Annotated in this window: 12 protein-coding genes; 7 read left to right on the top strand and 5 right to left on the bottom strand. The window is 40.5% G+C overall.

The annotated features are described in order from the left end of the window. Positions 1 to 25: 25 nt before the first annotated feature. From BP74_RS02970 to ahcY, 5 genes are all read right to left on the bottom strand, one after another. On the bottom strand, positions 26 to 469 hold the full coding sequence (locus BP74_RS02970) for a VOC family protein (RefSeq protein ID WP_496370918.1): 444 nt from the start codon (positions 467 to 469) through the stop codon (positions 26 to 28). Positions 470 to 735: 266 nt separating this feature from the next. Next, complete coding sequence (locus tag BP74_RS02965) at positions 736 to 1233, bottom strand: CinA family protein (protein WP_496370916.1); 498 nt, start codon at positions 1231 to 1233, stop codon at positions 736 to 738. A gap of 227 nt (positions 1234 to 1460) precedes the next feature. Further along, a complete protein-coding gene (locus tag BP74_RS02960) occupies positions 1461 to 2771 on the bottom strand; it encodes a hypothetical protein (protein ID WP_496370914.1) in 1311 nt (436 codons plus the stop codon). Positions 2772 to 3191: 420 nt separating this feature from the next. Continuing rightward, the gene (locus BP74_RS02955) at positions 3192 to 5069 is read right to left on the bottom strand and encodes a M48 family metallopeptidase (protein ID WP_496370912.1); all 1878 of its coding nucleotides are present in this window, start codon (positions 5067 to 5069) and stop codon (positions 3192 to 3194) included. A gap of 563 nt (positions 5070 to 5632) precedes the next feature. Beyond that, on the bottom strand, positions 5633 to 6961 hold the full coding sequence (ahcY, locus tag BP74_RS02950) for an adenosylhomocysteinase (RefSeq protein ID WP_496370910.1): 1329 nt from the start codon (positions 6959 to 6961) through the stop codon (positions 5633 to 5635). Positions 6962 to 7076: 115 nt separating this feature from the next. On the opposite strand from ahcY, the gene BP74_RS02945 reads away from it, so the two are divergent. From BP74_RS02945 to BP74_RS02915, 7 genes are all read left to right on the top strand, one after another. Beyond that, the gene (locus tag BP74_RS02945) at positions 7077 to 7565 is read left to right on the top strand and encodes an Lrp/AsnC family transcriptional regulator (RefSeq protein WP_496370908.1); all 489 of its coding nucleotides are present in this window, start codon (positions 7077 to 7079) and stop codon (positions 7563 to 7565) included. Between the two features lie 90 nt (positions 7566 to 7655). Next, positions 7656 to 8213: an SIMPL domain-containing protein gene (locus tag BP74_RS02940; protein WP_496370906.1), complete on the top strand. Its 558-nt coding sequence runs from the start codon at positions 7656 to 7658 to the stop codon at positions 8211 to 8213. Positions 8214 to 8242: 29 nt separating this feature from the next. Beyond that, positions 8243 to 8383: a hypothetical protein gene (locus tag BP74_RS02935; protein ID WP_496370904.1), complete on the top strand. Its 141-nt coding sequence runs from the start codon at positions 8243 to 8245 to the stop codon at positions 8381 to 8383. A gap of 5 nt (positions 8384 to 8388) precedes the next feature. Continuing rightward, entirely contained in the window at positions 8389 to 8688 is a 300-nt protein-coding gene (locus tag BP74_RS02930; protein ID WP_496370902.1) for a hypothetical protein, read from the top strand. Positions 8689 to 8792: 104 nt separating this feature from the next. Beyond that, on the top strand, positions 8793 to 11567 hold the full coding sequence (locus BP74_RS02925) for a hypothetical protein (protein ID WP_496370900.1): 2775 nt from the start codon (positions 8793 to 8795) through the stop codon (positions 11565 to 11567). A 189-nt stretch (positions 11568 to 11756) separates the two neighbouring features. After that, positions 11757 to 12224 (top strand): VOC family protein, encoded by a 468-nt coding sequence (locus BP74_RS02920; RefSeq protein WP_496370898.1) that lies wholly within the window; start codon positions 11757 to 11759, stop codon positions 12222 to 12224. A gap of 261 nt (positions 12225 to 12485) precedes the next feature. After that, entirely contained in the window at positions 12486 to 13202 is a 717-nt protein-coding gene (locus tag BP74_RS02915; RefSeq protein ID WP_496370896.1) for an SGNH/GDSL hydrolase family protein, read from the top strand. The last annotated feature ends 19 nt before the right edge of the window (positions 13203 to 13221 follow it).

Genomic DNA, 13221 nt, shown 5'->3' with positions numbered 1-13221 from the left:
TCCTATAATTAATACTGCCAGGTAATTATTGCTGTGGCTGTTTTTCGTCAAAGCTGACCATCCAGTTGATTCCAAATTTGTCTGTAAACATTCCAAAATATGAACCCCAGAATGTTTTACTCATAGGCATGGTAGCCTTGCCACCGGCAGAAAGCTCATTAAACAACCTGTCTGCTTCTTCTTTACTGTCTGTAGTGATAGATATGGCAAAATTATTTCCCTGCGAAAAACCTTTGGCCCATTCCCCTCCGGTATCACTACCCATTAACATGGTTTCTTTGCTTATAGGTAAAGAGACATGCATGATTTTTTCACCATCCTGTTCACTCATTGGTTTACTGCCTTCCTGTGGAGGCATATCCTTGAATTTTCCTATATAAGGAAACTCCCCACCGAAAACTGATTTGTAAAAATTGAATGCTTCGAGGCAATTTCCATTAAATGTCAGGTAAGTGTTAACAGTGGTCATGAGTTTTAATTTTTAGAGATATAAAGAATGCTTTCTTAAAGTTGCTCTATTTGCTGATAAGTATTTAACTAACAAGTCATCAATAATTCGGCTATACCTAAAGTTAGGTAAAGCATATTAAGTATTGTTTAAGTTTAAACCTGTAAGAATAGGATTGGGTATTTAAAGGAATCAATACGCCACGTTATGTAAGACTATTTTTGATCCTTTACTAAAGGAATGATTGCCTGCAATAGTGTGATCCAAAATTATTTACTTGTAACGGGTTACCTTTTTTGGGAGTTTGTTTTGAGGAAAGTTAAAAATTCTCTTAATACATAATCAGTATAAAACTGTTGTGCCGGAAATCCTTCTTCCACAGCTGTAGTTATCTTTCCTTCCTTAATGATCTTTCCTTCATAAGCAATGGCAAAATAGGCGAAAAGAGAATTGATATTTTTTTCAGGCATGGTGGCTGCATACCCAACTATGCCAATACCATAGTTGCTGGTGAAAAGCCGGGATACGTTAGTGGCTAGATCCTGGGCAACTTTTTCAGAAACAGAATCGTTGGCTATGGCGTGTAGTGGTTCTACAAGGAGATGACGGCATTTCTGACCGACATTGTAGGCAGTGATGCCACCCTGGAAAAACCCGGAAGCGTCAGGTATATTGCTGAAAGCGCATTGTAACAGGCCACTGGTGACGCTTTCAGCAACCGCTACCGAAAGACCCTTGTCTTTTAATTCTTGTCCAATAGTAAGCAGGAGATCTTTGTTAAACATATGGTTTAATGTGCATGCAATGTTGGTGCCAACCAACAGCAATGTGTCATTCCTGCGGTCTATTTTGGTGTTTTAAAAATGAATAAAATTAATTCCCCGGAAATTGAATGTAGAAAAGAACTATCCCGGGAAATAGCCCCGGGATAGTCTTCGTATAATCAGGGCGATCGTCGTAATAGTAGAAATAACACTTTAATTATTTAGCAGTATATATTTTTCTTTTTCAATTATTCATTCCGGATATAGGAAAACCTGGCATTCACAGCTGTCGTCTGCTGTTCGGTGATGTTGCCCACTGTCTTCTGGTAATGAAGGGTGCCCGAAATTGTGCCCGCTACCAATTCACCAATGCTTCCCCATGTATCTATAGTGACATTGCCGGTTCCAAACTTTGGCATCACTGAGCCTTCTTCAAAATATTCTGTGTGCCATTCATAGGGTGCAGCAGTGGTAGTACAGGCCACCAGGTTTTTTTCACCAAAAGCGTAGCTGCCTTTTCCTGTAAACCCTTCACCCATGGTCAATACCAGGCTGGGTATTTTCTCGCCAGTGATTTTTTTGGACATCATGAATATATATAGGGTGCCTGCTGATGTTGAAGCGGCAACTGTACCTTCCAGGTCTTTATAGCTTTGGCCATTACAGCTAAATTCAAACGATAACTCTTTTTGAACATTCATATGCGATACTACAGTAACGTTGCCCTTGCCTGTATTGAGGCTGGCACTTACGGCCACCGGGTTACCGGCAGGTACATCTGCCGGTGCATGGTATTGCTTTTCATTATCAGCGGATCCGCTCAACCATCCGTTACTACTTCCCTGTGCACTGGCCTGGCCATTTACTGCCCAATTGCTTACCTTATCCGCTGCCATTACCTGGGGTTGGCCAAGCGTATGCAGGAGTTCCTGCATATTATTCGGATCTGGATCTTCAGTGTAGGGCAGCTTCATGACCTGCAATAAGGCTGTTTTATTTACAAGCAATGATTTTTGTTCTGGCAACATTTTGAAGGTGGCATAAAAAGACCACCGGCTAAAATGCTTTATGAAAGCATCAACTGTTTGTGCGCTTTTATTGACTTGAAGATTTCCAGTTCCCTGCCATGCATTTTGATTGTTTTGAAATGCAAACTCCAGCAATTCAGGAGCAGTGCCGGCTAATTCTTCATTATTGTAATGTAGTGTAACGGTGACTGGTTTTGCAAACTGTTGTCCGTTGGGAAGGAAATCGTAGGATAAGCCAATGCCTAGCGGGGTAGTATTTTCAATTGGCTGGATGGTTATAGGTGTATTGCTGCTTAATGCACCTGCCGGTAGGGTTATAGTGATCCTTCCATCAGGAGAGGTAATAGAACCACCTGTTGTTCCTATTTCTTTTGTAACTGCTGTACCAATTGGTTTACCTATTGCGGTCGGAAATGGTATGGATGGTTCTGATGTAGGTTGTTGGACCGGGTTTTCTTTTTTGCAGGCGTTCAGTAAGAGTAGCGATAAAAGGAAGGCAATTGAATAAACGGGATTTAATTTTCGTAACATGTTTGTAATCTTTTGTGGTTAGGATTTATTTCATTAAAAATTTTTGCAGCCGGTACGTATCATTTATAGAAAAGCTCAACCTTACGGGGTTGAGCTTTCTAAATGTGAAAACTGCTATTGTTCGTTTTGGTTAATACAACGAAACTAAAACTGGCTCATTCTCCTTACCAGTACAGCATGAATGAATTGATATTTTAAAAACATGAATTGTTGTTGCAGCCAAGTCTGTATCCATATACCACGGTCATAGATTAGGTGTACAATTACAATTATAATTCTTTAATCAGAGGTGTTGTATAAATTTATAATAACTATATTATTCAATATACCCTTTGAAATATGGGATATTAATAAGCTGGTCATCTTTGAGGAAATAAAATATCTTGTAGGACACAAGCTAAGGCTGAAAAAGAATGTAGTTCAATAATTTTCTGGATTTAAATTCACAAGCACTTTTGTACTTGTTTGTTCCAGCAAGGCAGCTTGTGTTTCTGTGATAGTTTTAAACAGTGAAAAAACATGATTGGTGATACAGTTCCAACTACATTGGACAATTTCGTTTAAATCAACCAATTCATTGTCAATAAAACTGGTGCCTGAAAAATATTGGTAATTTGTTATTGCAAATTTTTCCACCTTGCTCTTGACTTCAGTATCAGTGTCAAATGCACCGGTGGCGTTCCAGAATTGTAAATCCTGTTTCAATGATAGTTCATGTTCTTCCTTAAGACTTAAGACCAATGGGTTGATAACGTCTAAAGAAAGTGTCTCTCCCCGGTATACAGGTGCCAGGTGAGTTAACATATTGTTTGCCTTGTCTGCAAAGGCATCGGCGTTACGTCGGATTTCAAAATAATGAGTGTAGGCATTTTTAAGTGCTTCAGCTTCAGCCAATGGTGCTATGCCATAAAAATATCGGAATATAGTTTGATCCAGTTTATCCAGTGCATTTTGCATAGTTTCTTTTTCTGCTTCAAGCTGTGATACTATACTTACTGCTTCGTTACTGGAATATTTCCGCCCATCAAAATCAAAACTTTTGGTGTCTATTTCCTTATTTATAATAGCTTGTAGAGCAAGTTTATCCTGTTCCAGGTAATTAATTTGTTTTGGCAGATTAAATGCCTCTGCCGTAAATACTGATTCAAAAGGTTGCTTTACAAAAGGTAGCTTAATAATTATCCTTGGGTCAAATTCTGAAATCTTCCGGTTATTATAAAATTCCCTGAATATCGAGGGATAGGAAAATTTTTTTAATTGATGTGTGAATATGGCTTCAAATTCTTGAAGTTCTATTTGTTCTTTTATTTCCTCTGAAGGAATTGTTTTGTAAAACTGTTTGGTTAACAATTTCTTCCATTTTTCCGCATCATTAAAAAGTATCCATGCTGAGGTTGTATCAACTTCAGCTACCAGGCTAAAAGTATGCAAGTGAAACTTTCGTTCCTTTAAAGTTGGATGCGAGGCCCATTGATTCTTAAAGTTTACCCTGTTGCCTTCTTCGCTTTCATTTTGTTCTTTAATAATAGGCAAACCATTCAATAATTGCATGCCGTTAAGATGAGCAAGATTCTTTACTATTGTTCTGTGGGCTGAGTAAAAATCATTGATTACTTTCTTTTCTTTCCAGACCTGGTTACATATATCCAGGGTTTGGGTAAAGCACAATTCGGCAAATTCGCTGCGTTGCAAAGCATTAATGATATTATTGCTGCCACAAGTCGAAGCTGCTATAAGGTCTGCATGAAACTCCATTTGCCGCGAAAGCCCCATGTAGGTTTTGTTTACGATTCCATACATTTTGAGTAATACCCATTGAATACCCTGTACCACTTTTACTGTAACTTGTACAAAAAAAGCAGCAATATTACTCATAGCTGCCAGGCTGTCAAGGTTTTTAGCATAACCATGATTGTTATAAAGCATATCATGAATGATTTTATTCACAGCATATACCCAGCTGCCTAACTTCATGCTGCGTTGAGAAAAATGCCCGAATTCATGTGCTATAACCGCTTTCAATTCGCTTAAGTTTAATGTATTTACGAGCCCCAAACCGATCTTTAGGTTTTTACGTATGGGTAGGAACATACTCAAAAAAGACGAGTTGTAAAAAACTGCAGCATTAACATCAGAACTTATAAATATCTTTTTAGGTTTGGCTGTATTAGTTACTTCAGCCAGTTTGTAAATGGTTTGGAACAAAAAAGGTTCTTCATTCTCCAGTATCTCAATGCTGTCACTGTTGTCTTCCTTAGATGTAGCAAACAGAAACTTTATCAGAAAAACAAAAACCATAATACCGCATCCTATTGTACTCAGACCGATGATTAAAGTATAAAAAGTAGATTTTAGCAGAATTAATGAAAACCCAGCCCAAATACAAAAAGCTACAAGCAGCAAAGAAAGAGCAAGCAATAGAAGGTACACTACAATAAAAATTATGATAGCAGCAATTGACTTGATAACTTCTATTTTAAAATGACCAGAGAGTTTTACCAATTTATTATCCCGAGAGAGGACTAGGGATTCCGGAGAAGAACTCATGCAGTTATTGTTAATAGGCTGACAATATATTATTTATTGTTGATAAAATAGAAAATTTGAATATGAAAGAGTCTTCTTTCAAAGCAAGTTAAATCGGAGTATAGCCAATTGAACTTAAATTCAAATTGCTGCTAAAATTTTTTCTTCTAACTGGATGTAATTAAATATTTTTTTATGCCTTCATGCAGTAAGAATTTTGGACGAAACAATGGTCTCATTGTAGACCTTATTCATGCATGAACATTTAATTATCTGCTATTACATATAAAACCCCCGCAATTGCGAGGGTTTTGAATTTTTACTTTTGACTTCTGCTAGTACCTGTAATGCTCTGGTTTGAAAGGACCATTCTGAGGTATGCCTAAGTATTCAGCCTGGGCAGGTGTCAGCTCATCCAGTTCCACGCCAATCTTGGCGAGGTGTAAGCGTGCAACCTTTTCATCCAGGTGCTTTGGCAACACATATACCTTATTCTCATAGGCAGCACCGTTAGTCCATAATTCGATCTGGGCCAGGGTCTGGTTAGAGAAAGAGTTACTCATTACAAAGCTTGGGTGACCTGTAGCACAACCCAGGTTTACCAGGCGGCCTTCAGCAAGCAGGATGATATCTTTACCGTCAATATTGTAAATATCTACCTGTGGTTTGATGGTATCTTTTGTGTGACCATAGTTCTCATTCAGCCAGGCAACGTCTATTTCAATATCAAAGTGACCGATGTTACATACGATCGCCTTGTCTTTCATTAATTTAAAATGCTCGCCGGTGATCAGGTCGCGGCAACCGGAAGCGGTAACAATGATGTCTGCTTCTTTAACAGCGTTGATCATCTTCTTAACTTCAAATCCGTCCATTGCAGCCTGCAGGGCGCAGATAGGATCTATCTCGGTAACGATAACACGGCAGCCTGCACCTTTCAGAGAAGCAGCGGAACCTTTACCTACATCACCATAAGAACCCACAACTGCTACTTTACCAGCCATCATTACGTCAGTAGCGCGGCGGATGGCATCCACCAGTGATTCCTTACAGCCGTATTTGTTGTCGAACTTGGATTTGGTAACAGAATCGTTCACATTGATAGCAGGGACAGGCAACGTGCCTTTAGCCATTCTTTCATATAAGCGATGAACGCCAGTGGTTGTTTCTTCAGAGATACCTTTAACATGCTGCACCAGTTCAGGGTATTTGTCCAGTACCATATTGGTAAGGTCACCACCATCATCAAGGATCATGTTCAATGGGCGGTCGGCTGCTCCAAAGAACAAGGTCTGCTCGATACACCAGTCAGCTTCTTCGATGGATTGTCCCTTCCAGGCAAAAACACCAATACCTGCAGCAGCGATGGCGGCAGCGGCATGGTCCTGCGTGGAGAATATATTACAAGAGCTCCATTTTACTTCAGCGCCCAGGGCAACCAATGTTTCAATTAACACGGCGGTCTGGATGGTCATGTGCAGGCATCCGGCAATGCGGGCGCCTTTCAATGGTTGTGAAGGACCATATTCTTCACGGATAGCCATCAGGCCGGGCATTTCAGCTTCCGCCAGGCGAATCTCCTTACGGCCCCAGTCTGCCAGGCTCATATCCTTCACCTTATTGGGAAGGGAAAAATTAATGTTGGATCTAACTATTGTTGACATATGCATTATTTAGTTGCCAAAGGTAAACAGATAGTATATTATTCTTTTCATTTAAATAAAATTGGGAGATAAGAAGGTTAATTAGCAGTTTTACAGGATAAATTACTATTTCCCTATGCCAAAAGGAGTTCCAAAAGAAGAATCAACTATACTGGATAAGACCGATATGGACATATTAAAGCTTTTACAGCAAAATGCCCGGATCACCATTAAAGAAATAGCGGACAAAGTGCATCTGAGTACTACACCGGTTCATGAGCGCATCAGGCGGCTGGAGGAGCGGGGTGTGATCAGGCAATATGTGACCTTGCTGGATGGAGCAAAAGTAAAGAAGGGCCTGATGGTGATCTGTTATATATCATTACGGCAGCATAGCAAGATGGCGGGAAATCATTTTATCCGATCGATACAGGAAATGAACGAAGTGATCGAATGCCTGACGATATCGGGGGAGTTTGATTTTATGCTAAAGGTAGTGGCAGAAAATATGGATGCCTATTATGATTTTCATGTAAACAGGTTAAGCCAGATAGAAAATATCGGTAATGTTCAAAGCGTCTTTGTGATGGGCGTGATCAAGCAAACGCACCAGCTGGTGTGGTAGTTTCTTTTACAAGAGAAAGGTTAAAGAGGTTGTTCCAAAAGAATGGCTATTTAAATCTTCGTAAATTGTCATAACTCATCACTAACGACTATGCGATATATTGGTTTTTTGATCATTGCTGCCGCGGTCATTATATGTACCATTCTTGCAGTAACTACCCTGAAGTATCGATTCCGCGCCGGGGAAACGATATCTGTGACCGGGTTGGCGGAGAAGAATTTTATTTCTGACCAGATTGTGTGGAAGGGAACTTTTACCAGGTCGGGATCAGATCTCAAAAGCGCCTATGCGCAATTAAAAACAGATGAAAGCGAGATCAAATCTTATTTAAACAGTGCAGGCATTCCGGATAGTTCCATCTTATTCAGCTCTGTGGATATGCAAAGGAATTATGAAACCATTTTTGATAACAATGGCCGCAGCATCGGTTCCCGTTTCAGCGGGTATAATCTTACCGGAACTGTAATTGTGGATTCAAGAAATATACCTGTAGTGGAGAAATTGTCCAGGGAGATCACAGGCCTGTTGCAGAAAGGGATAGAATTGAACTCCACACCTCCTAGTTATTATTATTCCGGCCTTAATGAGCTGAAGATAGACCTGCTGGCAAGAGCCCTGCTGATGCCAGGCAAAGGGCTGAAAGCATAGCGAAGAATTCTGAAGCAGGTTTAGGTGAAATGAAAAAAGCCAATATGGGCGTTTTTCAGATCACAGGCAAAAATTCAAATGAGGATTATAGTTATGGGGGCGTGTTCAATACCTCATCGAAGGAAAAGACAGCTTCCATAACATTAAAAGTAGATTACCAGGTAAATTAAATATTATGTATCAATACGATTCTGTGGCACATGCCCTAGAGGAACTGAGAAAGAAAGGATATACTACTGATTTTAATTTAGAGGAGAACTGCCTGGTGTGCAATACGCAAAAATTCACTGCTGAAGATTTTGATATTAAAGAAGTAATCCGTTTTGAAGGTAACAGCGATCCGGGGGATGAAGCCATTGTTTATGGAATAGAGTCAAAGACTGGCTTGAAAGGGGTGCTTGTGAATGGATATGGGTATTCATCCGACTCAATGGGTGAAGAGATCGCAAAGAAGTTAAGTATGCATGCGCATTAATAAATTTGCCTGCTACAATGAAATTCACACTGTTCCCAGCTATCATAACATCCAATTGTTTATGAAATACAAATGAATTGAACTAACAGTTGTATCTTTTTTCCATGAAAAAGACAGGTGCTGTATTGGCTTTATGCCTGGGGCTTTGTTCGATAGCTATAGCGCAGAATTTTGGAGGCTTTCCTCCCTCCACCCATTGGAAACAGATCAACACGGATACGGCGCGCATTATTTATACAAAAGGTGCGGAAGCGGAAGCGGAACGCATTGCTACCCTGATACACCGGCAGGCGGCTGATCAATCCTTTCCTTTAGGACATCAATTACGCAAAATCAACATAGTGCTGCAAAGCCGGACCACACTGGCGAATGGTTATGTGGCCCTGGCTCCTTTCAGGAGTGAATATTATTTGGTTCCTTCTTCCAACAACCTGGAGTTTGGCAACCTGCCCTGGCACGAGAACCTGGCGGTACATGAATACCGGCACGTGCAACAGTACAACAATTTTAATCGAGGACTGAGCAAGGGTTTTTATTATTTATTTGGAGAGCAGGGCCTGGCATTGGCCAACGCTCTCAGTATTCCTGACTGGTTCTTCGAAGGTGATGCCGTGCATGCGGAAACAGCCTATACAGAACAGGGCAGGGGCAGGCTGCCATTATTTTTAAGTGGATATATCAGCCTCTGGCTGGAAGGGAAGAACTACAGCTGGATGAAGTTGCGCAATGGTTCGATGAAAGATTATGTGCCGGATCATTACCAGTTGGGTTACCTGCTGGCCAACTATGGTTATTTAAAATATGGCCCTACATTCTGGCAAAAGGTGACCAGCGATGCCAGTGCTTTTAAGGGATTGTTTTATCCCTTTCAGAAAGCTATCAGGAAATATGCAGGGGTTGACTATAAAACATTCAGGAAAGAGGCTTTTCAATATTACCAGGAAAAGCTGGGCGTTGCGAAAGGGGTAGCTGCAAGTCCTCATGACCATGTTGCCAGTTATTATTTTCCCCAATACATCTCTAAAGACTCCTTGCTCTACCTGAAAACGGCCTACAACAGGATACCTGCATTCTATATAAAGGATAAAATGGGTGAGCACAGGTTGAAGCAACGTAATATCAGCCAGGAAGATTGGTTTAGCTATCGTAAGGGAAAGCTTGTCTATACCAGCTATAGTACCAATGCACGGTGGACGCTCATCGATCACAGTGACATTATATTGATGAATGTGAACACAGGGGCGGAAAAGCGCATTACACGCAAGGCAAAATACTATACGCCCGATCTTTCGCCTTCAGGAGATAAGATCATCGCGGTGCGCATCAATGACTCATTGCAAACAGAATTACAGGTACTGAAAGCTCCTGATGGTAATGTGCTTCAAAAGTTTCCATCGGTAAATGAATATTATTATAGTAACCCCAGGTTCGTTGATGAAAACACGGTAGTGGTTACAACACGCACCCCCGGATCAAAGATCGCTTTACAGTTGCTGAACCTGGCTGACAATAGTTGGGAAGAGATCGTTCCTTATTCGAATCATACGATAGGACAAACTTTTGTAGCTAATGACCGGGTGTATTTTATTTCCAATGCCGGTGCTAATGATGATATCTATTCGGTGGGCTTAAAGGATAAAAAAATCTACCAGGTAACCAAAGACAGAACAGGGAATTATTATCCATCAGTGATGGGAGATTCACTGGTATGGTCTCATTTTACAGCTGAAGGTATAAGGTTGCGCAATGAAGCGGTTGGTGGCAGAGCAGGTAGTGAAATCAATCCACTTGCCTGGCAGGAAGAGGCGTTGCTTTATCCTGTGGCGGATCCAAAAGATATTCTTAGTGGTACGAATAGAAGATTTAGCGAAAAACGCTACAGCCAGTCAACAGGACTTTTTCGTTTTCATAGCTGGGCCCCTGATTATGTAGATCCTGAATTTACGTTTAGCCTGTACAGTGATAATATACTGAATAATTTTTCCAATGAGCTGTTCTACCGTTACAACCAGGATGAGGATTCGCATGGCCTGGGCTGGAATGTATTTTATGGAGGTTTGTTCCCCGTGTTGAGTGCAGGAGCTGAATATACCTATAACCGGCACATCGATCTTTCGCCGGGAACATTGACACTTGACCAGGCAGAAGTAAGAGCAGGATTCTCTATTCCGCTGAATTTCACACAGGGTAAAACCTATAAGAGCCTGAACTTTGGATCTGATTATGTATTCAACCGGCTGATGCCAACGGGGATATTCAAAGATTCTTTCATGGCGAGGAGCAATAGTTACCTGCGCCATTTTATTTCCTGGTCACATTATTTGCCAAAGGCTGTGCAGCAGATCTATCCAAAACTGGGATGGAGCACAGGGTTACAATACCGGGACCTGGTATCTGGTAAAGGTTACCAGTTGTATGGCAATAGCTTTGTGTTTTTGCCTTCCATAGGTAATCATAGCATCGTAGTAAATGGTGCCTTCCAGGAAACTGATACCAATAATGTAGTTTTCAGCAACCGGTTTCCTGGCGCCAGGGGATATGATGACTATTATTTTTCCAGGATGTGGAAGCTGGCTGGCAATTATCATTTCCCGATTGTTTACCCTGACCTGGGACTGGCAAATATTGTTTTCATACAGCGATTGCGGGGAAATGTATTCTATGATATGTCCAGGGTTTATTCGAATGCAAAGACAAGAAGTGCAGACCTGAGAAGTGTGGGAGGTGAACTGTATTTTGATACGAAATGGTGGAACCAGCTGCCCGTGTCATTTGGCTTTCGCGTTAGTCACTTGCTGGATGATGGTTTCAGTTCAAGGGACAGGAAGGGAAATAACTGGTTTGAATTCATATTACCCGTGAACCTGATTCAGAATTAAAGGAAGAGAACTAAGATTTATGGGATTATAAGGATTATTGAGGAGAATGGGAATGTCGAACAATAGAACAAGGAATGTAGAGTGAAGAAATGGTTAGGCGGGAGGCAATATTGTTGCGGACTGTTTTTAGGCCAGAGAAATAAAAAGTATTTAAAGAGATCTTTACTTTTTAATTAAATCAATAAGGCTATGGCAAATAACAAGTTAATACGCATGGACAATGTCGGCATAGTGGTAGAGTCCATTGATGCGGCCATTGCATTTTTTGCCGAACTAGGGCTGCATCTGGAAGGGCGGGCTATTATAGAAGGGGAATGGGCAGGGCGTGTTACCGGGCTTGGAGACCAGCAGGTAGAGATTGCAATGATGGTGACTCCCGATGGCCATAGCCGGCTTGAGATATCACGGTTTTTAACTCCTTCCATTATAGCAGATCACAGAAATGCCCCGGTAAATGCTCTTGGATATTTGCGTGTTATGTTCGCGGTAGCAGATATAGATGACACATTAGCCAGGCTGCAAAAAATTGGAGCGGAACTCGTCGGAGAAGTGGTGAAATACCAGGATTTGTATCGCTTGTGTTATATCCGGGGTCCTGAAGGTATTTTGATTGGATTGGCTGAACAGCTCAGTAAAGATAGAGACCCTTTAAAATAACCTTTACCAGATAATTGTATCAATGTTACTCTACATTTTCAGCAAGATGTATAACCAGATGTTGGAGTATTGTCATGATATAAAGGAACTAAGGTTACTCAAATGCGGTCGGTTTATATGTAATTTATAATTCCACAGGTACAAAGGCACATCAATTTTGATATATAAATTATGCGCTGCAGGAAATTGAGTTAAAATCATTTCAGAAATGATCATTAAAAGGTAAGACCAAAGGTCGGGATAAAAAAACCAGGTATTGTTATGAAAGCAAGCATTCATTATTTATTCATTTTATTGCTATTTGTTTCGGGTACTGTTGCTTCACAAAGCAGCATTGAATTATCCGATCTTAAAAAATCTTTTAATTATGGAAAGTCTGTAGCTGTCTTTGGCGGCTCGGTTTCTGTTATACCGGCAAGCGATAGTGCCAAAATACTTTGGAAAGAATATTTAGGAATGCGCATTACTAATTTTGGAGTAGGAGGTGCAGGCTTTTCTTCTTTGCAAGGAAAATCTTTGCAGCAACAGGTTGATGAAGCGGGTGTATTTGACATCTATATCCTTTGGGCTTCAACAAACGATTATACCAATCATAGAATGGTTGGAAATTATACGGATTACACAGAATTTGATGGTTATGATAAAAAGAAATTAACTACACAGGCGGGGGGAATTAATTACTGTATCAAAAGAATTTACGAGATCAATCCCCGGGCAGTAATCTACTTTTTTACATCCAATAAGGCCTTTAATGATAGGGGAGGGTATGATCCATTTTATGCAAAGGGAATGAACCGGTATGTCCAAATGCAAAAACAAATCTGTGCACTGCATGGAATACCGGTGCTTGATCAATTCTCTTTAGGTGGGTATAATATATACAATAAGGATATTTACTATAAGGATCCCATACATATGAATGGATTGGGATACCAAAAATTAGGGGAACTACAAGTGTCGTTTCTTGCGTTCCCCTAATACATATATATTCTTAAAG

The sequence above is a fragment of the Flavisolibacter ginsengiterrae DSM 18136 genome, from assembly GCF_059568575.1.
This window is presented reverse-complemented; position numbering and strand designations above follow the sequence as displayed.

Coding starts and splice junctions, on each gene's coding strand:
- BP74_RS02970 (WP_496370918.1), bottom strand. CDS start 469: ATGACCACTGTTAACACTTACCTGACATTTAATGGAAATTGCCTCGAA.
- BP74_RS02965 (WP_496370916.1), bottom strand. CDS start 1,233: ATGTTTAACAAAGATCTCCTGCTTACTATTGGACAAGAATTAAAAGAC.
- BP74_RS02960 (WP_496370914.1), bottom strand. CDS start 2,771: ATGTTACGAAAATTAAATCCCGTTTATTCAATTGCCTTCCTTTTATCG.
- BP74_RS02955 (WP_496370912.1), bottom strand. CDS start 5,069: ATGGTTTTTGTTTTTCTGATAAAGTTTCTGTTTGCTACATCTAAGGAA.
- ahcY (WP_496370910.1), bottom strand. CDS start 6,961: ATGTCAACAATAGTTAGATCCAACATTAATTTTTCCCTTCCCAATAAG.
- BP74_RS02945 (WP_496370908.1), top strand. CDS start 7,077: ATGCCAAAAGGAGTTCCAAAAGAAGAATCAACTATACTGGATAAGACC.
- BP74_RS02940 (WP_496370906.1), top strand. CDS start 7,656: ATGCGATATATTGGTTTTTTGATCATTGCTGCCGCGGTCATTATATGT.
- BP74_RS02935 (WP_496370904.1), top strand. CDS start 8,243: ATGAAAAAAGCCAATATGGGCGTTTTTCAGATCACAGGCAAAAATTCA.
- BP74_RS02930 (WP_496370902.1), top strand. CDS start 8,389: ATGTATCAATACGATTCTGTGGCACATGCCCTAGAGGAACTGAGAAAG.
- BP74_RS02925 (WP_496370900.1), top strand. CDS start 8,793: ATGAAAAAGACAGGTGCTGTATTGGCTTTATGCCTGGGGCTTTGTTCG.
- BP74_RS02920 (WP_496370898.1), top strand. CDS start 11,757: ATGGCAAATAACAAGTTAATACGCATGGACAATGTCGGCATAGTGGTA.
- BP74_RS02915 (WP_496370896.1), top strand. CDS start 12,486: ATGAAAGCAAGCATTCATTATTTATTCATTTTATTGCTATTTGTTTCG.